The sequence below is a fragment of the Paenibacillus sp. NMA1017 genome, assembly GCF_058895805.1.
In genome coordinates, this window is the sequence record NZ_JBZXYR010000012.1 from 112,786 (window position 1) to 134,818 (window position 22,033).

Below are 22,033 nucleotides of genomic sequence, written 5' to 3' on the forward strand. Positions count from 1 at the left end.
GGTGGATTTTAAATAAATATTATGTTTATTACTAAATTTAACTAGACAAAGATGATCCTTATTCACTAAGTGCTCATACTCCCTACATTTTTATGAAGTTAATTAGACCCAGTGCCAGACTTCCCAGGTGAAAAAAGACCCTATTATATCGTTGTCAACGTACTGATATCTGAAATGCAGGGTGTGCAATCCGACTTAAATCCACGTTATACTTTAAGAGACAGTCTATTTAAAACCAGATGATGGTTGTAGCATTTCGAGAAAGGAATGATCTGTATGAGTCAGACAGACCAATATCGTTTTCAAGTGAACTTGGGCGGTATGATTGATATTTTAGCCAATCATTTATATAGCAGTCCGCGAGTGTTTATACGTGAGGTTTTGCAAAATGCAACAGATGCGATCACGGCTCGCAAGGAGCTGCGGAAGGCTGCTGCTGAAAGTAATGTATTACAAGAAGACAAGACCCTTGAAGATACAGCTTCTGAGAGTAACGACTATGAAGGTAAAGTCATCGTAGAGTTATCTGGTTCCGGGGAGAATCAGGTATTGATGATTCAGGATAACGGCATTGGATTGTCAGAAGAAGACATTCACCGTTTTTTGTCGATCATCGGTCAGTCTTCCAAGAAGGGAGCCGATTTGCTAGCTTCTGAGACTTCGTTTATCGGACGCTTTGGGATTGGATTGCTATCCTGCTTTATGGTGAGCGATGAAATTGTAGTGCTGACCCGCTCGGTGAAGGAAGGCATCTCCATGGAATGGAGAGGGAAGCCGGATGGGACGTATACGATTCGTCGATTGGATACCGAACTGCCTGTAGGAACACAAATTTATTTGCGTTGCAAGCCGGGAAGCGAGTTTTATTATGAGCCAGCGCACGTAGAGGAGTCTTTATTCTATTATGGGGCGTTGCTGCCGTATCCGGTTATGCTGTCTGTAGATGGGGAGACCAAGCGCGTCAATCTTCCATCGACGAGCTGGATGCAGGACCCAGAACAATTACGGAGTCGCCGTAGTGAGGTACTGGATTTAGGCTATCGCTTGATGGGCGAGCGCTTCAGTGATTTTATACCGTTGCGGACGGCATCGGGCAGAACAGGCGGGATTGCATTCATTTTGCCTCGCAGTGTTAATCTGAACAGCAAGCGGCTGCATCGGGTGTACCTGAAGCATATGCTGGTGTCGGACAAGGCGGAAAATGTTTTGCCGGAATGGGCATTCTTTATTAAAAGTCTGATTTGGACAGATGAATTGCAACCAACGGCATCACGTGAGTATTTTTATGAGAATGAGCAACTTGACGATGTTCGTTCTGAACTGGGGACCTGTATTCGGGAAGAACTGCTACGCATGGCGCAGTATGAGCCAGACCGCTTGCAGCACTGGATTCGTTTGCATGAGCTGTCCATGAAGGCGCTCGCCGTGGAGGATGATGAATTTTTGCGGATAATGTACCGTTGGTTTTCCTTCGAAAGTACATTTGGGCGGCGTGAGCTGAAAGAACTAATCCAAGAGGCGGACGGACTTCCACTGCATTACACATCGACAGTAGATGAGTATCGTCAGATTACGCATGTGGCGGCGGCGCAATCCATGTTGGTGATCAATGGCGGCTATATTTATGATTCAGACATTTTGGAAAGGCTGCATTGGATTGACCCTAACCTGCAAACAGAGCGTCTTAGCCCTGAGGAAGTATCTCTTTCATTTACCGGGCTAACACAGGAAGAGCGCGAGAATTATTACGGTGTGCTACGTGTCATGGATGCTGCTTTGCAGCCGATGCGTTGCCGCGCTGAGTTGAAGCGTTTTGAGCCTGCGAGTTTGCCAGTGTTGTATACCATTTCTCAGGATGCACTGACCTTGCGCTCCATGGAAAACACGGTTGAGGAGACAACCTCACTTTTTTCCAATGTGCTTGATAGTCTGAAAGCAGGTGTCCAGCAGAATTCGGGTTATTCCACCTTATACTTTAATCTGAACAACCCGGTGGTGGCGCGGATTCTTGAAGCTACCGATACGCAGATGGTCACGGCTGCTACAGAAATGATGTATGTGAATGCGCTTATGATGGGGCACTACCCGATGAACCGCAGTGAGTTGGGACTGATGAATCGGAGTGTACTGCATTTTATCAATTGGGGATTAGGGAACAAACAAAATTCGTAATTGCGTAATTATAGGGGGAGCCAAATGGAAGATACGATATATGATTTGATGGAGCAGGCGCAGGATCTGCCCGGAGGGGCGGCAAAGCTGGCGCTTCTGGAAGAAGCAGTCCGCTTGGCAGATACTTCCGGATTGAAGGAACTCGCTTATGAAATCCGGGGAGAGATTGTAGACTGCGCTATTTTTAACGGATATCCATTGAAGTCGCTGATTGCTTTTTCGTGGCAGTTGGGCCAATTTGATCAAAATCCAGAGGAATACGACGCAGATGAGCTGTTGTGGAATTACAAATGGATACTCGGTAAGGTGTGCAGCTTTTCCAATATATCGAAGACTCAAATAGAAGATCTGGCGGAGGATATGCGCAGACGTTATGCCGAATATGGGTATAATGAGCGTCCATATTACTATTATAAGTTCCGTATCGCGATGGACATGGGTGAACTGGATGAAGCACGGCGATATCTGGATACCTTCCGCTTGGTCGAGCGGGACAGTATGAGTGATTGTGAGGCCTGCGAGCAAAGCCAGATGGTGCGTTTCTACTACTTGACCGGAGAAGATGAGCAGGCGCTTGCCGTGGCAAAACCGATTTTGTCGGGACGGATGAAATGTGCAGAAGTACCGCATGTGACGCTTTCTCAGGTATTATTGCCGCTCTATCGTCAAGGGGAAGTAGCTCAGGCGAAGGACAATCATCGCAAAGGCTACCGCCTGATTCGGGATGACCGCGACTTTCTGAAAACGATAGCGGAGCATATCGAATATTTGGCGATTGCCGATCCGATTCAAGGAATCGATGTGGTAGAGCGTCATCTACATATGGCGCTAGACTATGAGAGCGGGCTGGAGCAGATGTATTTTTACGCGACGATGGTGAGTCTGCTGCAAAAGTTGGATACTGCGGGAGAAAAACGGTTGATCCGGTTGCCGGCTTCCTTGGAATGGGGTAAAGAGGATCGCACATTGACAGAAATCATTGCGTATTTTAGGCCACTGGCAGAGTCAGCGGCGGCTGATTTTGATCGACGGAACGGGAATACGTTTTATTCCGATTGGATCGGGAAAATTGTTCAAACGGCATAGAAGAAGTGGTAGCTGTGACGAATACTTTATACAGCCCAAACAATGAGCAGGTATAATGTTCCTGTGAAATGACAGGAGGGGTTATGTTGTGACTGTAACCGAAAAGGTGATTAATTTCGCACACCGCGGAGCTTCAGGTGTATGTCCTGAGAATACGATGGCGGCATTCCGCCACGCCTTGGAACTGGGAGCAACAGGTATAGAAACGGATGTGCAGCGTACCCAAGATGGGCATCTGGTGCTGATTCACGATGAGTCGCTGGAGCGTACGACAGGTTGCTTACTGGATGTAAGGGATATTACGCTGGAAGAATTAAATAAACTGGATGCGGGCGGTTGGTTTGATGAGAAATTCCGAGGTGAGCGGGTCCCGATGCTGGATGAGCTACTGGAACTAGCCCTGTCCTCGAATACAATTATTAATTTAGAGTTGAAAAATAGCATTTATCTCTATCCGGGAATGGAGGAAGAGGTCATTGCTGCCGTGAAGCGTTTTGGGTTGGAACAGCGGGTAATCATATCCAGCTTCAATCACGAATCGCTGGCGCTCTGTGCGCAGCTTGCTCCTGAAATCAAGACGGGGGCGCTGTATATCGAAATTATGGTTCGTCCATCGGAGTATGCCACCCAATTCGGGGTTACAGCACTTCATGCCTACAAACAAGTTGTTACACCAGAAGCTGTATCAGAGGCTTTGGCATTAGGCGTCGTCTACCATCCATGGACGGTGAATGAACCGGAAGAAATGAAGCGTCTGCTGGAGGCAGGGGTGAACGGCATCATCACGGATTATCCTGATCGGTTGGCACACTTATTGGATGTTCGCTCTTCCTAAGTCGAAGACACAGCGGAACTGCGACTTAGGTTTGCATGGATATGACTATGACTATTTATTGAAGCAAAAAAGACTCTCCTGTACGAACTCGTTTTTACGAGGCGAGGGAGAGTCTTTTTTGGCCTTGATTCCTTTTTACTTGATGCCGAGACGCATGCGATAGCTGAACAGAATGTCTAGTGTTCTGCCCTGAAAATGATTCTCTACCAGCTTCACGAAGCGGGCTATATCGTCGTCAAGCGCTCGATTACCAAGTTTGAAGAGACTTTGAATACCCCCTTGGCTGAGAGCAAGCCCTGTATAACGAGTTGCGTCACACTGCTCACGGTTGTGAAAGACAATCTCCCGGGTATATCGGAATTGTCCGCTACGGTGCAGATTAGCTAAATGCTGGTCCTTGCTCCATTTATGAGCTTGCTGCTCTACTGGGGCTTCCTGTTCCAAAAGGGTATCCGCTTTGGTGATAAGCTCTGTATAAGCTTGCTCTATCTGCCATTGCAGCACCGGAGGCCAGTCACAGTCAAAGGCTGCGAACACGCCGCCCTGAGCCAAGATCCTGCCCGCTTCCTGAAGCGTGCTCTCGGGGTCCATCCAGTGAAAGGATTGAGAGCAGGTAATGACGTCTACAGTTCCGTCCTCAAAGGGCAGGTTGTTGGAGAACCCGCTTTTGAAGGAAATGGTTTCTGCTATTGTCGTTCCTGCTGTCTCCAGCTTGTGCTGTGCTTTTCCTCTCATATCCGGGTTAGGCTCGATACCGACGATTTGCCGAGCGGCGTTCTCCCATATGAAAGTTGAAAGTCCTGTACCGCAGCCAATATCGGCAACTAGCTCTACGTTTCGCTCCAGATAACGGCTGATGATTTCCACGACGAGTGACGGCGCTTCCGGGCGGTGCTGATCGTAGTTGTCGGCAAAACCGTTGAAACGATCCACATTACTTTGCAGATTTCCCTCAGGTATCATAGGTCCTTTTCCTCCTTAGTTTCGACCGGGCGGCCGTGCAGATTCAAATGCTGCTGTACTCGTATATTGTACAAGTTTACATGTTCATCCATCTACTCTCGTGATTTCACAGCACCCGTTGGATTTCGGAGGAAGGAAATTCCCCTATTTTATCATTGAAGCAAGCGCCCACTCGCGCATCATGGAGTCAAGCATTGGACGCAAATCTTCGCGTTGCATACCCATGTGGAGCACGGCTTCCAGATATCCAGCTTTATCTCCAATATCATAACGTGTGCCTTCCAGTTCTAATGCGAGCAGTTGGTTCTGCATTGCTACTTGATGAAGGGCATCTGTCAATTGGTATTCACCGCCCGCTCCAGTGGACAGGTTTTCCAATATAGAGAAAATGGAAGGCTCCAATACATACCGACCAATGACTGCCTGCCGCGAGGGGGCCTCTGCCGGAGAAGGTTTTTCAACAAGTCCACCGACTTCGTGAATGAGACCGTTCTGGTGAGTGGAGTCAATAATGCCGTATTTACTCACATCCTGTTCTTCCACTGTGCGCACGCCGACCACTTGCTTGCCAGTCGCTTCGTAAACATCCATCATTTGACGAATCGCCGGGGTGGAGGAATTCATAATATCATCGCCCAGCAGCACGGCGAAGGGCTCATCGCCAATGAACTGACAAGCGCAGCTGACCGCATGTCCCAGGCCGAGGGGTTCTTTTTGACGAATATAGTGAATGACTGCTTTGCCCCCGATGCTTTGAACTTCACGTAGGAGATCGTATTTACCTTTGCTCTCCAGTACCTGCTCCAACTCCACAGACTTGTCAAAATGATCCTCGATGGCTTTTTTATTACGCCCCGTTACGATAATGATGCTCTCAATTCCGGACTTGATGGCTTCTTCTACGATATATTGAATAGCTGGCTTGTCTACGATGGGAAGCATCTCTTTCGGTAAAGCTTTCGTAGCTGGTAGAAAACGGGTCCCTAATCCGGCGGCTGGAATAACAGCTTTTGTAATTTTTCTCATAGAAACTCACTTTCCTTTCGGGATGGGGAACCGAATACCCAGTATCGGCTCCCGATATAATTGATGATCATTCCGGCTGCGGTGGCGATCAGCTTGCCTAAAGCAAGTGGCGACTCGGTTCCAGTGTGAAGCACCTGCAGTAATAAGGAGGTTACCCCCAATACGATGAGGTTGATGACGATAAATTTAGGTAATTGATGCTTATTAGTGTCGTTTGATAGTTGTTTGTTGAATGTCCATTTGCTGTTCAAAATATAACTGTTGGCTGTGCCGCAGCTGTACGAAATGATCTGTGCCACAATGACCGGTACCCCGACCCAAGCTAGCAGCATAAAAATGATATAATCTACGCCCGTATTCACCAGACCTACGATGCCAAATCGGATCATAGGAAGCAGCTGGGCCATGCGACTTTTCATGGGTTAGGCTCCATGACCGGATTTGGGTCCGGTATATACTGCACTGTTGCCGCGCACTGTGCGTCCTGCCGAAATCAGGCTTTCACGGGCTCCTTGCATGTACAGGGAGTCACGTGGTTCAGGGACTTTCATAGCATGTGTCGGACCGTTTTCGTATTGTCCACCGAGATGCTCACGAACAATGTAAAGCGGGCGTGCTTTGGTTTCGTCATAAATCCGTCCAACATATTCACCCATAATACCGAGAATGATCAGGATCACCCCGTCAAAGATCAGGCTGATGCTAATCATAGACGACCAGCCCTTCATCACATAGGAATCGGTGAAAAAGTTGAGAAACAGTACGTACATCAGATATAGAAAGCCGGACATGGATAGAAGTGCGCCGATATACCCTGCCAGCTTGAGCGGTTTAATCGAAAAGGATGTGATCCCGTCCAGACTGAGCTTAATCATTCGTTTCAACGGATACTTGGTTTCGCCTGCGAGCCGCTCGTCGCGCTCATATTCTACAGCAGTTTGTTTGAACCCGATCCAGCTGACCAGTCCACGAACGAATCGGTTATTTTCCGGCAGCCGTTTCAATTCATCTATAACCTTGCGATCCATTAAGCGGAAATCTCCGGTATCGACCGGGATATTAATATCCGTTGATGCTTTGAGTACACGATAGAAGAGGCTGGCAGACCATTTCTTGAAGCGAGTTTCGCCATTGCGTTTGAGCCGTTTGGCGTAGACCACCTCATAGCCTTCCTTCCACTTGTTAGCCATCTCAACAATCAGTTCCGGCGGGTCCTGGAGGTCGGCGTCAATGACGACGACCGCCTCTCCCACCGCATAATCCATCCCGGCGGTAATCGCTAGCTGATGACCAAAATTGCGAGAAAAATCAATCAATACAATGGTGTCATCTCTGAGACTGAATTCCTTGATCAATTGGACGCTGCGGTCCGAACTTCCATCATTTACGAAGATCAGCTCGTAGGGCTCACCCATTGAACCCATGACTTGTTTCAGCCTCCGGTAGGTTTCCGTAATAACGGCTTCCTCGTTGTACATCGGAATAACTATGGAATAACGGATAGGTTCACTCATTCGTAGTTCCTCCTCATTTATAATGTGATTTCGTATAAAGTACCGCTTCCGCCACGTTCGTCTCCGCCAGGGCTACCTTGACCATCCTGGGCGTTTGCATTGCTGTTCGTGGTGTCGCTTCCGCTCCCGGTTGCCTTAACGTCTGTACTTGTTTCGCCTGTTGTTGTTTTCCATTCATCTGTAGGGATCACTTTACCGTGTTCTTTGATCCATGCAGTGACTTCGGAGTTACCGCCGTCCGGTCCGCCGCCTCCACCAGAAATCATGAAGTACTTCACTTGGCCGCTTTCGACCAACGCCTTGATTTTATCGACGGTATAGACTGGATCGGAAGATACAAAACCGTTCATAATAATTACTTTTTGTCCGGCTTCGACCAGGTAAGGAGCAGCCGTTGAATAATTACTTGCTGCGAAAAGGTAGGTTTCACCTGTGTTATTTTTTTGCAAATAGCTCAACGTTTTTTGATCTAAACTTTGGCTACCATTTGGTCCCCCCATTCCTCTGGAACGGGTAGAAGATTTTTGCTCCGTGTCTGTACTTGTTTGTGTGCTTGAAGTATTTCCATCAGGACTGGAATTCTCTGCATTATTGGTCTGGTTACTCGTTTGAGTTCCTTCGGCTTGTTGTCCATTGGCGCTCTGACCTCTATTGCGATCATTGCCGCCCGGCATTCCGCCACCACCACCAAAACCAGATTGAGTCGGTCCAGCTTGTGGAATCATGCTGTTCCCCCCGTAGATGATCGGTGTCAATGCCCAGTACACGGGGCCGATAAACATAGCGAGCACACTTGCAATGATGGCGAATCTTGTGAACTTCTCAGATTTCATTCGTGCTACTACCAGTAGCACCGTGCCGATGATCCCTAGGATCAATACCGCGATGGACCAGCCGCTACCAATGGTATCGTTGTAATTTTGCAAAACAAACCAGCTAAATACCGAGGTTGCCAATACTGCTGCGGGTAACAGCCAGGAGAGCCAGTTGGAACGCTCACGATACTGCTGCCACAATTCTACGAATCCTGCTCCAAAGAGCGCAGCAATTGGTGGCGCGAGCATAATCAGGTAATAATGATGAAAGAATCCTGCTACGCTGAAAAATGCAGCTACGGGAATCAACCAGGCCAGCCAGAAGATGACCTCTTTGTGTTTTTGTGTGATATTACGACGTCGAATGCTTGCAAGCAGACCGATGGAAGCAATCAATGCGAATGGAAGCAGCCAGCTGGCTTGACCTGACAGGGAAGATTGGAACAACCGCAAAGGTCCTTTCTCGCCAGTGCCGAACATGCCGCCACCGGAATTCCCTCCCGCTCCACCGCCTGGTCCACCCTGGCCACCTTGCCCATCTCCAGGACCACTTTGTCCGTTGCCGCCAAATCCACCCGGTGGCATTTGACCACCTGCACCGAATCCGCCTGTTGCCATGTTGTTGACACCAGAGTCATCCGTAGTGGTAGTGCTGTCCGATGATGTAGTCGTCTGAGCTTGATCTGTGTTCGGATTGCTGCTATTCGTTGTAGCGATATTGTCCCGATCTGTGCGTTCACCGCCACGATTGCCACCTGTACCCCGATCACCTGTCAGACGAGACAGGCCGTTATAACCAAAGGCCAAATTCAGTACAGAGTTGGTACCGCTACTCCCCATATAAGGACGTTCATCTGCCGGAGTGGAGTCCACTACGACTGCCCAAGAGAGCGATACGATCAGGAGGACAACTGCCGAACCTACCAGTGTTACTGCTTTTCGCTTCCAGTTAAACTTGGAGGCTAGCAGATAGAACAGACCCAATGCGGGAACGATCATATAGGCTTGCAACATTTTTTCGTTAAAGGCGATGCCTACGACTGCGAAAGCAGCAAGGATCAGCCCGGTTTTGCTATTTCTAATGCCTCTGAACAATAGCCATGTTGCGAGCAACAGTGTGAAAACCAACATAGCGTCGATGTTATTCGTGCGGCTAACCGCTACGGCTATCGGTGTCGTTGCCATTGCGAAAGCGGCCAAACGTGCGGCCATCGTACCGAAGCTCGGTTTGACGAGTAAGTAAACGAGCAAGACCGATCCGACCTGAGCCAGCGCCTGTGGCAAGATAACGCTCCATCCGTGAAGCCCGAATATATAGGCGCTCAGTGTCTGAATCCAGAACACCACAGGCGGTTTGTCTACCGTTACCGATCCGGCAGAATCAAGTGAGGCGAAAAAGAAGTTGTGAAAGCTCTGTAGCATGCTTGCTACGGCCGTCGTATAGTAGGTGTTTACATATTTGTCTTGCCAGATGTTGTATCCGTTCAAAAATGCGGATATCAGCATAATGATGATCAGGGGGATGTCCGCCCTGGTCTTAAACCATTTCTTAATCATGTTCATTCCACTCCCTGTGAAAATTCTTTGTATTTATTCCGTTGTTCTAGCCGCTATCTTCAGGACTGCGGAATGACCAGTCGCCTCTGATCTTGGCCCGGTGAACTACCGGCTTGCTATTATCATGCCATACGTACCTTAATGGGCTCTGAGCGCTCCCTGAACGTTAGCTGAAAGCTGAGCAGAGGTGCTTTTTTTACGACAGGATTCAGTTATATTAGATACAGGTAATAAATGAACTGACTTTTTTATGAGAAAAATGTGGCAACATGAAAGGGAAGATTAACAATGAATCCAATACACGGAGTTAAAATTATGCTGGCAGATGATGAGCCTCATATTTTGCAATTTTTAGAGCTTGGACTGATTAATGAAGGATATGAAGTCAGAACCGCCGAGAACGGGAGTGCAGCGCTCGATTTGGCAAGAGAGTTTCGTCCGCATGTAGCGGTGCTGGATGTGATGATGCCGGAAATGAACGGTTTTGAGGTGTGCCAAAGTCTCAAGGAGACGGAGGATAACATCGCGGTCATTATGCTGACTGCCAAGGATGATGTAGACGATCGGGTAAAGGGATTAAAACTCGGCGCGGATGATTATGTCGTAAAGCCCTTCAGTTTTAATGAGCTGCTGGCTCGCATTGAAGCGCGCTTGCGCAATCAGTTCCCTGATCTGCTGGGGGAAGTGGTTCACGGCCCCTTTCAAGTGGATGATCGACGCAAGGAAATTCGTTATCAGAGTCAGGTGCTGGAGCTGTCGCCTACTGAATATGAACTATTGAAGTTTCTGGTGCTTAATCACGGAATTGTGCTGAGTAAAAGTCGTATTCTGGACCGGGTATGGGGGTACGATTTTGGGGGCGAGGATAATATTGTTGAGGTGTACATTCGCTCCTTACGTGAAAAACTCAAAGACAAGGAGCACCGGGTCATTCGTACGCTGCGCGGTGTGGGATACCGGGTGGATCTGCTATGAAAGCGGGCGGGAAAAGTCGGAGAAAATATGCGCTCCGTTCTCTCCGGTCCCAGCTTTTAGCCAGAACGTTACTCATTTTGGCTTTGCTGCTCGTATTGATTGGTTTTCTACAATATTTTCTGATGAAAGATTTTCTGTATCGTAGTCGGGCAGAAGCTATGGATACGCAGCTGAATTCAATTCCTGCCGATTTATTGATTAAGAGTTCGCAGGAGCAGAGTGGGGTAACCGCTCCCCAAGAACAAACCAATCGGAGGAATAATCGACCGGGGCCGTTTTTGTTCTGGCCGGATATGTCGCTCGCTTCTATAGATACAGACGGCACCTTCCACAGCTTGTCCAACGAAAACGGACTTAAGCCGCCACATCTCACCACTGAGCAATATCAAGCGATGCAGCAGAGCAAACGCATGCGTCACGGCTATCAATTAATCACGGATGCTCAGGGTAAAGAGCAACTGGTTGTATTCCGTCCGCTCGGTCCACCTGGCCGTTCGTCCGGTTTACTTCAAATGGGCGTATCCACGATTTCTATGCAAGAGCAGTTGATTAACCAGCTTCGCACCTTTATTTTATTGTCACTGATTGCGCTTGCGATTGGGTTAGCGCTTATGTTGCCTGTGCTGCGCCGCACGTTGGTGCCCCTTTCCAGGATGGTCGAGGCAGTCAAACGTATTGATGCCGGCAATCTGGCCGAGCGCTTTGATGCAGAGCAGGGGCAGTATGAGGTGGATCGTTTGGCGGTTTCATTTAACGGGATGCTGGAACGGCTGGAGCATTCTTTTGCTGCCGAGCGGGAATTGCAGATGCAGATGAGACGATTTATTGCGGATGCTTCCCATGAACTGCGCACCCCGCTCACGTCTATTCACGGCTTCTTGGAAGTGCTGCTTCGTGGGGCAGCATCTAATCCGAAGCAGCTTCAATCGGCACTAGAAAGTATGTATGGTGAGTCCAAGCGGATGAATAAACTTGTCTCTGATTTACTATTGTTGGCTAAGCTGGATCGAACACCGGAGTTGAAGCTGGAAGACATACCACTAGATGCGTTGCTGCTGGAAATGAAACCGCAGCTCCTTATGCTGGCAGGTACACGTAAAGTGGTTTTTGATATGACGGCAGGTATACGGGTATTGGCAGAGGGGGATAAGATCAAGCAGGTCGTGCTCAACCTGTTTCACAATGCGGTTCAGCATACCGATATGGAAAGAGGTGTGATCCAGGTAAACCTGTCTGCAGGTAAGAAGTTGGTGGATATCCAAATTCGTGATAACGGACCAGGCATGAGTAAAGAACAGCTGGAGCGGATATTTGAGCGTTTTTATCGTGGAGATGAATCGCGTACACGTAGCTCAGGCGGGGCGGGCCTTGGTCTGGCCATTACACAGTCTATCGTGGAAGCACACGGCGGGAACATTATGGTCGAAAGCACACCGGGAACAGGGAGTGTATTCAAAGTAACGCTACCTTTAGCGGGAACAGTATAGTATTGCAGATTATGGCGTAACATAAAAATAGCCCCCCGAACCGTAGCTTTGGTTATAATACGGCTCGGGAGGCTTTTCTATTGTTAGTTAATCAGCGAAGCTTTTTGTAAAAGCCCGTGCAGTACCTTGGCAGATGCCTCACGCGTTGTAGGTGCATTCGGCTGGAAGTAGGAGGAGCCTTTAATCGCTTCTCCGTTGATGATACCTGCTGCACTTACTTTTTCAATACTGTCCTTGGCATAGCCTGCAAAGGATGAAGCATCATGGTACGGTGTACGTGTAGGGCCATCGGCTGTTGCTTTGATTTGAAGCAGATCTACAGCTTTACCCAGCACGACAGCAATTTCTTGACGACTGATATTAGCATTCGGATCAAATTTATCGCTGCTGCGGCCCGTAATCAATCCAGCTTCATAAGCGGCTGCTACATCGCCGGAGTACCAGCTACCTGCCGGGATATCACTGAATGGTGCAGCAGTACCTGGTGTCAGGCCGAGTGCCCGGGTTACCAGGGTTGCAAATTCTGCACGTGTCACGTTCTTCTTCGGTGAGAAAGTCGTGTGGGTCGTGCCATTGATCAGCAACTTGTTCGCCAGCGATTGAATTTCGGATTGGGCATACGACGATGAAATATCTTCAAAGCTAACGGGACGTGTCGCCGCTGCATACGTCGAGAAGCCCGGACGGCTTACCTTGACGACGGTAGATCCATCAGCCTGCTTGGTGAAGACGGATGGAACGGGATAGACATTTCCGTTTGCCGTATAGAGTACACCGGCTGTATTGGATTCAATTTGACCAGGTACGGTAAAGGATCTGCTAATGAACTGTCCTGGAGCAACTTTGAGCGACTGACTCTTGCCACCAGTGACAACGTTAGCTTCGAACCCTACCGGGGTACCGATCACATTAGAGCCTTTCAGCTTACTTGTAAAAGTGCTGCTCGCCTCTGTCTGGCTGCTGATGACTACTTCAATGCCTGCACCCGTAGGAACGTTTTTCAGAGTGGATACTGGCAAAGCCATAGAAGAACCTGTATTACTTACAATCAAGCTGCTTCCTGCTGCGGCTTTGCCCAACGTTGCCAGTTGTGACGAAGTGAGTGATGCTTTCGTCGTTTGGCCTGTTTGGCTAGTAGCCGACAGTACAATAGCTGTCGGGCTGGAACCTGCTGCTGTCACGGCAGCCTGCAAATCTGCATCGGCTACTGTCAGCGACTGTACATTATTGTTCAGCGCAACGGCTGTAGTGACAGTTTTAACAGCCTGTCCTTGCTTCACTACGCTTTGAAGTGAAGGAGCAGATGTAGGAACAGGGGTGGATGTGTTCGTTGCAGCAGAAGGTGTAGTATTGCTTCTGCCGCCACCTCCACCACCGCCTCCACCACTACCGCCCGATGCGGCGCTATTATTCACACGAATAGCTTTAGTGGCGGTGAACAGTTTAGGACCATCGGTATTGCGTTCAACTTCGCCCTTTTCATTCAGTTCCGGAGAACTGACTTCCAGCTTGTACACGCCATCTTTCAAGTGTTGAATAACGGGTTGACCATTAGCATCCAGCACAGGCTTGCCATTGTCATCTAATCCAACGTAACTTCCGTCAATCCCCTTAAAGGAATATGCGCCTTGTTTGAGGCGAGCGTTGGCTCCTTGTTCTTTTGAAGTCGTAATGCCGTCAATAAGACCAATTAATTTATCATCAACGCCGTATACATAAAGCGCGATCTGGTTGGTTTTATCTGTGGTCAGGCGGAAAGCCAAATCTGTTGAGCGCTGAGCACCTGTACGACTCGGATAAATAATCGGGTTGGTGACACTCAAGTCCTGCAAGCCGAAGCCAGTTGTAGGATTTTCTTTGCCGACATGAACGACGAACGGCAGATGAAGTGTTGGCAGTCCCGCGCTTTTCAGAATAACTTCCCCTTCATATACACCTGTGGCTGCACCCGAATTTGGTTGTACAGACAGGAAGAACGGCTGCGATTTACCCGGTTCTGCCGAGATTGCTCCATTCGCGCCGACACCTTGCAACTGAACGGCAATGTTGCTCACGTCAGGTGTAGCAATCGGCTTAGTTGGATCAGAGGTTACATTATCATGTAAAACGGTGCTGGCTTCATATTGCACAGTGTTAGCCGACAAATTTTTGAGTTGAAGCTGAATCTGCTTCGCATCACTACCAGGTCGTAACACTCCGAAGCTGGCGGAAGGATTGTAATTGACAACCTCCTGCCGATTAAAGTTTTTATCGAGAATTGTAATCTTTTCGACGGTTTCCAGCAGGGCCGGCGTCTGAATCACATTAGCGATGTTTACAAGGCCTGCACCTTGGGAATACACATCATATTGGATTTTATCCTCATCAAAGAGTGTAACTGAAGTGTTTGCCAGAGCAGCACGGATATCAAACGGTGTCCAGTTTGGATGCTGCTGCTTCAGCAGAACAGCAAGTCCAGCCACATGCGGAGAGGCCATACTTGTTCCGTTACTACGTTTGTAGGCTTGCTCATAAGAAGCATCCGGATAGAACTTGGCGAAGGCAGGGTAGGTTGATAAAATGCCAACACCCGGTGCGCTCACATCCGGCTTGATGCTAAGCAGTTCATCTCCGTTCGGTCCACGGGAGCTAAATCCGGCCATCGTATTGCCTGCATTATCTGTACGAATATAATCTGCTCCAAAGGAAACGGAGAACTTCTCTCCAGCGTTGTCCACGATCTGTTTAGCCAGCGCGCGACCTTCCTTGCCTTTCATGTCAAAGGTCGGAATAAAGTCAAAGCTGTCACCCAAATTGGAATTTACGTAGTCATCGCGATCTGAAATACTTTCCCCTAAATCAGCTTTGGTGATGTCGCCCGCTTTCGTATTCCCATTAAAAACGATCACGGCCTTCGCACCGTTTTCCTTCGCATTTGCGATTTTATCCACGAATGCCAAGTTGCCGCGTGAAACGAGGACGATTTTTCCTGCTACGTCTTTCCCTTCAAAATCATCAGGTTGTCCCAGATTAGCATATACGAGCTCATAAGGGGCAGTTCCCAAAATGGAGGCAAAGTCTTCTCTGCCTGTCTCCCAGCCCATCAAATTAAAATCATAATGTGCATAAGCATCATCAGTTACGGTCTTTTTCAATTCACCGTTAGCCTCCCAATAGGAGTCACGGGTGACTGAAGCTGTACCCGAGAAGCTTTTGCTCGGCGAAGTGGCTGCACCGACGGAAATCGCCAACTGCGATGTTGCGGGAGAACCCATGGAATAAAAATAGGGGCCTTCCTGTGCCGCATTACCATTCGCTATGACCGCGACTACGCCAGAAAGTACAGCATTATTAATAGCAATGGAATCCGGGGAGTTCGGGTCCTTTTCGGAATCCGAGCCCAGCGACAGGTTAATGACGTTCATACCATCTTTGACAGCGCGTTCAATGCCATCAATGACCTGTGCGGAGGAGCCGGAGGAGCGACCCGTCTTGGTATTGCGTCCAAGCACTTTATACACGTATAAGTCCGATTTATAGGCAATACCCTTTTGTACAATATCCGAGGATTTATTGGCGGCTTTACCAGCAATCGTGCCGGAGACGTGAGTACCATGTGTCGTTCCGCTAAAACCTGTACCGTATGGGTCATTTTCTTTTTCAAGGAACGGTTCCTCGTAAGGGTCGTTGTCCTGTTCAAAAGAGTCATATCCGCCTTTATAGGCTTCCTTCAAATCCGGATGCTCATAATCGATACCGGTATCAATAACCCCGACCTTGATTCCCTCGCCATTCAATCCTTTGGCCCAGGCTTCAGGAACACCAATCTGGTCCAGCGGTGCGTTATCATAAGTGGCTTCACTGGCTGTAAGTGTTGGCGGGTCCTGTACGGGGATGGAATAATACGTTTTGTTTTCATGAATGGATTTTACGCCTGGCAGTTTAGCCAGTTCCGGAATCTTATTGGCCGGCAGTGTGACCTCCAAGCCGTTAAGCACCGTGTTGTACTGGTAATTCACCTGGAGAGAAATACCATGCTCAGCGGCTTGGTCCACGAACGTAGTTTGCTCAGTGGCAATCGCAGATTCGGCTTTTTGCTCGGATTGAGAAGTGAAAGCTTTGGCGCTTGAACGTGCGGCATATTTGTCCACAGCTAGGGGCTCACCATCAAGCTGTACGATGACTCTGACCTGACGGGAGGAGTCTGTACTCAGCTCAGGTGAGATAAAGGCCGGAGCCTCCTCAATAGTTAATGCTTCCTGAGCTTTTAAAAATGAATTGATTTGCAGATCTGCAGTAGCGGCAGAACTGAAAGACGGCAGAGATAAGCTTACCGTCAAGGCAAGAGCGAGTGATACGACAGGTATTTTTTGCAAAATGATAGGCTTTTTCAAAGATTCCCCTCTTTTCAATCAAAATATGATATCTCTACATACTAGGATTTGAAGCCACTGCCGTTGTTCTCACGCCTCCCTTAATATCTAAAATAATAGAATTGACCACTGGTGACTAACTTGCCAGTTTTGAGGCATATCTTACCATATTGGTGGGATATATTACTATATGTTTTTTATATTTTTAGAAAAAATAAGGGTAACATCACATATAGATTCCATGGAAATGTTATGAATTTACTAGATTATTTTTGAAAACAATCGAAGGGGAATGGGAGAATGCGAGATTTAATGATATAATCTGCATTGGAATTGTTGAGGTTTCACAATTATGTAAAATGCCTAAGGCAAAGGAGTCGATTATGTTGGCAAAAACATTGATTTTCGGGCATAAAAATCCGGATACGGATACCATTTGCTCAGCTATTGCTTATGCAGACTTAAAAACAAAACTGGGCGCGGACGTAGAGCCGGTTCGTCTGGGCGAGGTGAACGGGGAAACGCAGTATGCACTGGATTATTTCAAAGTGAGCGCGCCACGTCTGGTTGAGCAGGTTGCTGCAGAAACGGACAACGTCATTCTGGTCGATCATAATGAACGCCAGCAAAGCGCTGCTGATATTGACAAGGTACGTGTAACTGAAGTCATCGACCATCACCGGATCGCTAACTTTGAAACAAGCCAGCCGCTATACTTCCGCGCTGAGCCAGTGGGTTGCACAGCCACCATTTTGAACAAGCTCTACAAGGAAAATGGTGTAGCGATTCCGAAAGAAATCGCAGGTCTAATGTTGTCCGCGATTATTTCCGATTCCCTGTTGTTCAAATCCCCAACCTGCACGGATCAAGACGTAGCTGCTGCTCGTGAACTGGCTGAAATTGCTGGTGTGGATGCAGATCGTTACGGATTTGACTTGCTTAAAGCAGGAGCTGATTTGAGTGGTCACACCATTGAACAGTTAGTAAGTCTGGATGCCAAAGAATTCCAGATGAATGGTCGCAAAGTGGAAATTGCTCAAGTGAACGCAGTAGACGTCAACGATGTGTTATCTCGTCAAGCTGACCTAGAAGCTGCATTATCCCAAACCATTGAGGCCAAAAATCTCGATCTGTTCCTGTTCGTTGTAACAGACATTGTGAACAGTGATTCCATTGGTATTGCCCTGGGAAGCCAAGCACAAGCGGTTGAGAAAGCCTATAATGTTCAGTTGGATGACAACAAGGCTGTTCTAAAAGGCGTTGTATCGCGCAAATCGCAAATTGTGCCTGTATTGACTGACGCTTTTAACAGTTTGTAATGATAAATAATAAGCCTCCTGAGCCCGACTGCATAATGGCAGTGGAAGCAGGAGGCTTATTTTTATTTCTTCAGTTCTGCCAGGACATCTCCGATGCGGAATTCAAATGCCAATTTCAACTGATCGCTCATCAGGTGCCAGGCGTTTTCAGCTACAGCGAGATCGCCGCTATGAGTAAAGGCATGTGCGGCACCCATGTATTTTTTATACTTCACGGGGACATCTGCTTCAATCAGCCGTTTGGCATACAACTCGGCTTCGTCAGCCAAGGAGTCCAACTCCGCGGTTATGATCAGAGCAGGAGGGAGATTATGTAGTGATTCTGCAAAAATGGGGGAAACCAACGGATTTCGCGCCTCATCTGGTGAGTTCAGATAACTTTCATTAAAGATTTTTGCTACTCGTGGCGGAATCCCCTTCTTGAATTGGGGCTTCAATTTGGGATCTGTAGCAATATCCAGTGGTGGGTAATCCAGTACCTGATATACAATCGGAAATTCCTTGCGATCCCGGGCCATAAGACACAGCGCTGCCGCTAGATTGCCACCCGCACTGTGTCCCCCGACCGCAATGCGTTGAGGATCTACGTTAAGCACATCAGGATGCTTGTACAACCATTGGGTCACCTCATAGCTTTCCTGTAGCGGGATAGGGAATTTATGTTCTGGGGCCAAGCGATAATCAACATTAACGACGACGCAATTCGCACGTTCAGCAATGACCGGGCACCAGGGATCATCCATTTCGGCGCTGCCCATTACAAAACCGCTGCCATGGAAATTAACGAATACAGGGAGTGGATCAGCAGACCGGTGAGAAGGTTCATATACAATCACCCTGGAGTCACCAACAGAGGTGGAGATGATCCTTTCTTTCCGATGTACTTTGGGAGAGTGCGATGGTTTGAAATCGGACGCAGCTACCATTCTGCCAGCCGATATGCGGGCAAGTTTGACGAACAGTTTTTGTCTCAGTCTTCGCACCATTTTTCTCTCTCCTCTCTGGAGTCGGTTAGACGCGAACCTTTAACATCTTCAAACGCAGAACGTACGCGTGACAAATAGGTTTGGAACTGACAGATTTCCGACTCACTAAAGTCTGACATCAGACGTGAAGCCAGCCCTAGGAAAAAGGGATCCATCTGTTGAATTTTACTTCTTCCTTTATCGTTCAGGGACACGAACACTCCCCGCTTGTCATTGGGATCGTCATATTTATTAATGAATCCCTCTTGTTCGAGAGAAATAACCATAGAACTGATTGCTGCCCGGCTTACACCCATCTTATCAGCCAAAGCAGAAGGAGATGACATTTCATCTCTTTGCGCTGAAAGTACACAAAGCGCGATATATTGCCCGTAGGAGAGACCAAATTCACGCGAACGTTTTTCCATGTTTTTACGTATTTCATACGTTATGGAAAATAAATCCACCAAAACACCAATCGGTTTATTGCCACCTGGAAAGAGATTATAGGCCAGTTGACGAATTTCGGAGTCCAGAAAAAAGAACATGCGATCCACCTCGATGTAGTTAATTAGTTAACTGTAATTTAATTAACCACTGGTTGCAATGATTTATACAAACTTTGTTCTGCATTTTTTTGAAAATATATCTGTAAAACGTCACATCCAGGGGCCGATACACTGATCGAGGCCCTGATTCACAAAGGCTTGTATGGAGGGCTGACGCAGGGTACGTCCTTCTTGCCATCGCCACTCACTATATTGAACCTTGGCGGTATACATGGGTTGCACCCAAAATGCGTCTTGCTGCCGATCTGGTTTATTGCTAAAAGGTCGCTCCGATATGGTATGTGGCAGCAGGCGCTCGGTAAGCTGACGCCAATCCTCCCGAGTCAGCTTACCCGTACCCACATGCCCGATATAGCGCAGCATTCCTTGTTTATCATATTGGCCCAGCAACACAGCGTTGATAATGCCTCCGTTTAGCGTATAGCCACCGATAACGGCAATGATATCGCCATAATTTTTGACCTTGACCCATCGTCCGTCCTTTCCGCCCAATGTGTACGGACTATCCAGCTTTTTACATACAATGCCTTCCATTCCTTGGCTGCACATGACCTGAAATAGAGCTTGCCCATCAGGATGAGCAGGAGCCAGTTGGACCCGTTCATTTGGTATGATGATCTGATGCAACAGTTCAAGTCTTTCCTGTAATGGTTTAAGATGAACCCACTCCCCGTTCAGGTAAACAATATCAAACAACATATAAGTAGCGGGTACAGCTTCATAGGCTGACTGAATTCGATCCGTCCGACGAATCATATCCCGTCGCATAATTTCATGGAACGAAGGCTTACCGTCGGCACCGAGTGCGATCATTTCCCCGTCCAATATGACCGAATCAGCCCTACAATAAGAGGGGAAGAGAGCAAGCTCCGGGTATAAAAGCGTTCGTTCATGCTGCTTGCGGTTGAACAGGCGTGTGCTGCCCTGGTCGTGATACGTCAAAATTCTCGTACCGTCCCATTTTATTTCATAACGCCAAAGGCCTGGATCTAAAGGAACTTTTTCGCTCAGTTCCGGTTCAAACGGCATAATAGGTTTTATTTCTGCACGCAACGCAGCACCTCCCTTGCCTTAATTGGAATAAATATAGTGTCGACGATAGATCCTATTTTATGTATGTGATGTTTCGCTGATCCCTAAATAGGGGAATGATAAGGATATCTAGCGTCGGCATGAAGTGATTGCAGTAATTCGTTAGCATGGAGTTGTAGCGGGATTTTCTTCAGTCAGAAAGGGGATTGGTCTCATGAGACAAATTCGCGAGGAGGACCATGCAGTAGTTATGGTGGATGATGGACAGGTAGTTGCAGAAGTAGGCTATAAATCCGTAGATGACCACGCATTGGTCATTGACCATACATTTGTATCTGAGCAGTTACGGGGTCAAAAAATCGGCAAGGAGCTCATCGACAGAGTGGTTGATATGGCAAGGAATCAGCATAAAAAGGTTATCCCTGCTTGCTCGTACGCACTTGCTCTGTTTAAGCGCCATAAGGAATACAGTGACGTCTGGCAGCAATGAATATGGATCATCAGGGCTGTTTAATTGCATAACCGACACAACACCGGAGCGGGTAATCAGACCTTCCCGGTGTTTTTTTTGCGTGCATAAAGCTTCTAAAAAGAATGCATTCTACCGTTGATATAGGGAAGTAAAGAACTATTCTCAAATGTTGAAGCACATTTCCTGCCAGATGGCTGTGAAATTGTTCATACTGTTGTCACTTCACAGGTTATCTATGAGTTCTATATAATATATTATGGTTATGACCGCAAAAATAATGAAAACCTGAATTTAAACGAAGGAGACGCTCATGATGAATAAAGCGAGTGAGGACAAGCAGTACGTTCCAACGAGCAATCGTAATTTTACAGCCTTAATTATCACCGTTTCCATTATAGCCAACGTGATTATTTTGCTGCTGTTCTTTTCGCCGATCGGATACCAGGGGAGTGTCAGTTTTGATCTCACTATTTTCCCAAGGTTGAATGCGATTTTTAACAGCTTCACATTTATTTTCCTGGTGGCTGCATTGGTTGCTATTTTCAAGAAGAACATTAAGCTTCATAAAACCTTTGTTTTGCTGGCCTTTGCCAGTACCGTTTTATTTTTATTTTCCTACCTGACCTTCCATTACATTTCGCCGGAAACTGCAAAATATGGCGGTGTGGGTATCCTTCGTCCGATTTACTTTACATTGTTGATTTCGCATAGCATACTGGCTGCGATTATCGTACCGCTGGCGCTGTTCACGGTTGTATGGGGATGGACGATGCAGGTAGCAAAACATCGTAAAATTGCACGCTGGACGATGCCAATTTGGCTATATGTGAGCTTGACCGGGGTACTGGTGTACGTTTTCATGGCCCCATACTATTAATAGATGTGGACCCTTTG

At 47.7% G+C, this 22,033-nt stretch carries 17 protein-coding genes; 8 read left to right on the plus strand and 9 right to left on the minus strand.

Annotation, left to right across the window (positions count from 1 at the left end):
- The first annotated feature begins 276 nt into the window (after positions 1 to 276).
- The 3 genes from AC5ELV_RS22510 to AC5ELV_RS22520 all read left to right on the plus strand — a co-directional run bounded on the left by AC5ELV_RS22510 (position 277) and on the right by AC5ELV_RS22520 (position 4,093).
- Positions 277 to 2,172 (plus strand): HSP90 family protein, encoded by a 1,896-nt coding sequence (locus AC5ELV_RS22510; RefSeq protein ID WP_493431950.1) that lies wholly within the window; start codon positions 277 to 279, stop codon positions 2,170 to 2,172.
- A 24-nt stretch (positions 2,173 to 2,196) separates the two neighbouring features.
- A complete protein-coding gene (locus AC5ELV_RS22515; protein WP_493431951.1) occupies positions 2,197 to 3,258 on the plus strand; it encodes a hypothetical protein in 1,062 nt (353 codons plus the stop codon).
- Between the two features lie 88 nt (positions 3,259 to 3,346).
- Complete coding sequence (locus AC5ELV_RS22520; RefSeq protein WP_493431952.1) at positions 3,347 to 4,093, plus strand: glycerophosphodiester phosphodiesterase; 747 nt, start codon at positions 3,347 to 3,349, stop codon at positions 4,091 to 4,093.
- A 135-nt stretch (positions 4,094 to 4,228) separates the two neighbouring features.
- Here the strand turns inward: AC5ELV_RS22520 and AC5ELV_RS22525 are convergent, their stop codons facing one another.
- From AC5ELV_RS22525 to AC5ELV_RS22545, 5 genes are all read right to left on the minus strand, one after another.
- Entirely contained in the window at positions 4,229 to 5,056 is an 828-nt protein-coding gene (locus tag AC5ELV_RS22525; RefSeq protein WP_493431953.1) for a class I SAM-dependent methyltransferase, read from the minus strand.
- 144 nt (positions 5,057 to 5,200) lie between these two features.
- Positions 5,201 to 6,082 carry a UTP--glucose-1-phosphate uridylyltransferase GalU gene (gene galU / locus AC5ELV_RS22530; protein WP_493431954.1) on the minus strand — a complete coding sequence of 294 codons (882 nt, stop codon included), beginning with the start codon at positions 6,080 to 6,082 and terminating at the stop codon, positions 5,201 to 5,203.
- Positions 6,079 to 6,501, minus strand: a complete 423-nt coding sequence (locus AC5ELV_RS22535) for a GtrA family protein (protein ID WP_493431955.1) — start codon at positions 6,499 to 6,501, stop codon at positions 6,079 to 6,081. The genes galU and AC5ELV_RS22535 overlap by 4 nt, the downstream gene beginning before the upstream one ends.
- A 3-nt stretch (positions 6,502 to 6,504) precedes the next feature.
- Positions 6,505 to 7,596 (minus strand): glycosyltransferase family 2 protein, encoded by a 1,092-nt coding sequence (locus tag AC5ELV_RS22540; protein ID WP_493431956.1) that lies wholly within the window; start codon positions 7,594 to 7,596, stop codon positions 6,505 to 6,507.
- Positions 7,597 to 7,613: 17 nt separating this feature from the next.
- Positions 7,614 to 9,968, minus strand: a complete 2,355-nt coding sequence (locus AC5ELV_RS22545; RefSeq protein ID WP_493431957.1) for a glycosyltransferase family 39 protein — start codon at positions 9,966 to 9,968, stop codon at positions 7,614 to 7,616.
- A 288-nt stretch (positions 9,969 to 10,256) separates the two neighbouring features.
- Between AC5ELV_RS22545 and AC5ELV_RS22550 the strand changes: the two genes are divergently transcribed.
- The gene (locus AC5ELV_RS22550; protein WP_250242209.1) at positions 10,257 to 10,943 is read left to right on the plus strand and encodes a response regulator transcription factor; all 687 of its coding nucleotides are present in this window, start codon (positions 10,257 to 10,259) and stop codon (positions 10,941 to 10,943) included.
- Entirely contained in the window at positions 10,940 to 12,430 is a 1,491-nt protein-coding gene (locus tag AC5ELV_RS22555; RefSeq protein WP_493431958.1) for a sensor histidine kinase, read from the plus strand. Before AC5ELV_RS22550 ends, AC5ELV_RS22555 begins: the two co-directional genes overlap by 4 nt.
- 83 nt (positions 12,431 to 12,513) lie before the next feature.
- Here AC5ELV_RS22555 and AC5ELV_RS22560 read toward each other — a convergent pair whose 3' ends face one another.
- Positions 12,514 to 16,803, minus strand: a complete 4,290-nt coding sequence (locus AC5ELV_RS22560) for a S8 family serine peptidase (protein ID WP_493431959.1) — start codon at positions 16,801 to 16,803, stop codon at positions 12,514 to 12,516.
- A gap of 362 nt (positions 16,804 to 17,165) precedes the next feature.
- Here AC5ELV_RS22560 and AC5ELV_RS22565 point away from each other — a divergent pair, with 362 nt between their 5' ends.
- Entirely contained in the window at positions 17,166 to 18,101 is a 936-nt protein-coding gene (locus tag AC5ELV_RS22565) for a manganese-dependent inorganic pyrophosphatase (RefSeq protein WP_317890309.1), read from the plus strand.
- Between the two features lie 62 nt (positions 18,102 to 18,163).
- Here AC5ELV_RS22565 and AC5ELV_RS22570 read toward each other — a convergent pair whose 3' ends face one another.
- The 3 genes from AC5ELV_RS22570 to AC5ELV_RS22580 form a co-directional block, all read right to left on the minus strand.
- Entirely contained in the window at positions 18,164 to 19,087 is a 924-nt protein-coding gene (locus AC5ELV_RS22570) for an alpha/beta hydrolase (protein WP_493431960.1), read from the minus strand.
- Positions 19,072 to 19,614 (minus strand): MarR family winged helix-turn-helix transcriptional regulator, encoded by a 543-nt coding sequence (locus tag AC5ELV_RS22575; protein ID WP_061830683.1) that lies wholly within the window; start codon positions 19,612 to 19,614, stop codon positions 19,072 to 19,074. Before AC5ELV_RS22575 ends, AC5ELV_RS22570 begins: the two co-directional genes overlap by 16 nt.
- A gap of 111 nt (positions 19,615 to 19,725) precedes the next feature.
- Complete coding sequence (locus tag AC5ELV_RS22580; protein ID WP_493431961.1) at positions 19,726 to 20,688, minus strand: ATP-dependent DNA ligase; 963 nt, start codon at positions 20,686 to 20,688, stop codon at positions 19,726 to 19,728.
- 193 nt (positions 20,689 to 20,881) lie between these two features.
- Between AC5ELV_RS22580 and AC5ELV_RS22585 the strand changes: the two genes are divergently transcribed.
- Together AC5ELV_RS22585 and AC5ELV_RS22590 are read left to right on the plus strand one after the other, a co-directional pair.
- Entirely contained in the window at positions 20,882 to 21,157 is a 276-nt protein-coding gene (locus tag AC5ELV_RS22585; protein WP_493431962.1) for a GNAT family N-acetyltransferase, read from the plus strand.
- Between the two features lie 292 nt (positions 21,158 to 21,449).
- Positions 21,450 to 22,016: a DUF420 domain-containing protein gene (locus AC5ELV_RS22590; protein WP_013308403.1), complete on the plus strand. Its 567-nt coding sequence runs from the start codon at positions 21,450 to 21,452 to the stop codon at positions 22,014 to 22,016.
- The last annotated feature ends 17 nt before the right edge of the window (positions 22,017 to 22,033 follow it).

Excerpts from the sequence above, each read along its gene's own strand:
- AC5ELV_RS22585 (WP_493431962.1), top strand. The coding sequence starts at position 20,882 with ATGAGACAAATTCGCGAGGAGGACCATGCAGTAGTTATGGTGGATGAT.
- AC5ELV_RS22555 (WP_493431958.1), top strand. The coding sequence starts at position 10,940 with ATGAAAGCGGGCGGGAAAAGTCGGAGAAAATATGCGCTCCGTTCTCTC.
- AC5ELV_RS22545 (WP_493431957.1), bottom strand. The coding sequence starts at position 9,968 with ATGATTAAGAAATGGTTTAAGACCAGGGCGGACATCCCCCTGATCATC.
- AC5ELV_RS22510 (WP_493431950.1), top strand. The coding sequence starts at position 277 with ATGAGTCAGACAGACCAATATCGTTTTCAAGTGAACTTGGGCGGTATG.
- AC5ELV_RS22570 (WP_493431960.1), bottom strand. The coding sequence starts at position 19,087 with ATGGTGCGAAGACTGAGACAAAAACTGTTCGTCAAACTTGCCCGCATA.
- AC5ELV_RS22590 (WP_013308403.1), top strand. The coding sequence starts at position 21,450 with ATGATGAATAAAGCGAGTGAGGACAAGCAGTACGTTCCAACGAGCAAT.
- AC5ELV_RS22525 (WP_493431953.1), bottom strand. The coding sequence starts at position 5,056 with ATGATACCTGAGGGAAATCTGCAAAGTAATGTGGATCGTTTCAACGGT.
- AC5ELV_RS22565 (WP_317890309.1), top strand. The coding sequence starts at position 17,166 with ATGTTGGCAAAAACATTGATTTTCGGGCATAAAAATCCGGATACGGAT.
- AC5ELV_RS22550 (WP_250242209.1), top strand. The coding sequence starts at position 10,257 with ATGAATCCAATACACGGAGTTAAAATTATGCTGGCAGATGATGAGCCT.
- AC5ELV_RS22535 (WP_493431955.1), bottom strand. The coding sequence starts at position 6,501 with ATGAAAAGTCGCATGGCCCAGCTGCTTCCTATGATCCGATTTGGCATC.
- AC5ELV_RS22540 (WP_493431956.1), bottom strand. The coding sequence starts at position 7,596 with ATGAGTGAACCTATCCGTTATTCCATAGTTATTCCGATGTACAACGAG.
- galU (WP_493431954.1), bottom strand. The coding sequence starts at position 6,082 with ATGAGAAAAATTACAAAAGCTGTTATTCCAGCCGCCGGATTAGGGACC.
- AC5ELV_RS22575 (WP_061830683.1), bottom strand. The coding sequence starts at position 19,614 with ATGTTCTTTTTTCTGGACTCCGAAATTCGTCAACTGGCCTATAATCTC.
- AC5ELV_RS22515 (WP_493431951.1), top strand. The coding sequence starts at position 2,197 with ATGGAAGATACGATATATGATTTGATGGAGCAGGCGCAGGATCTGCCC.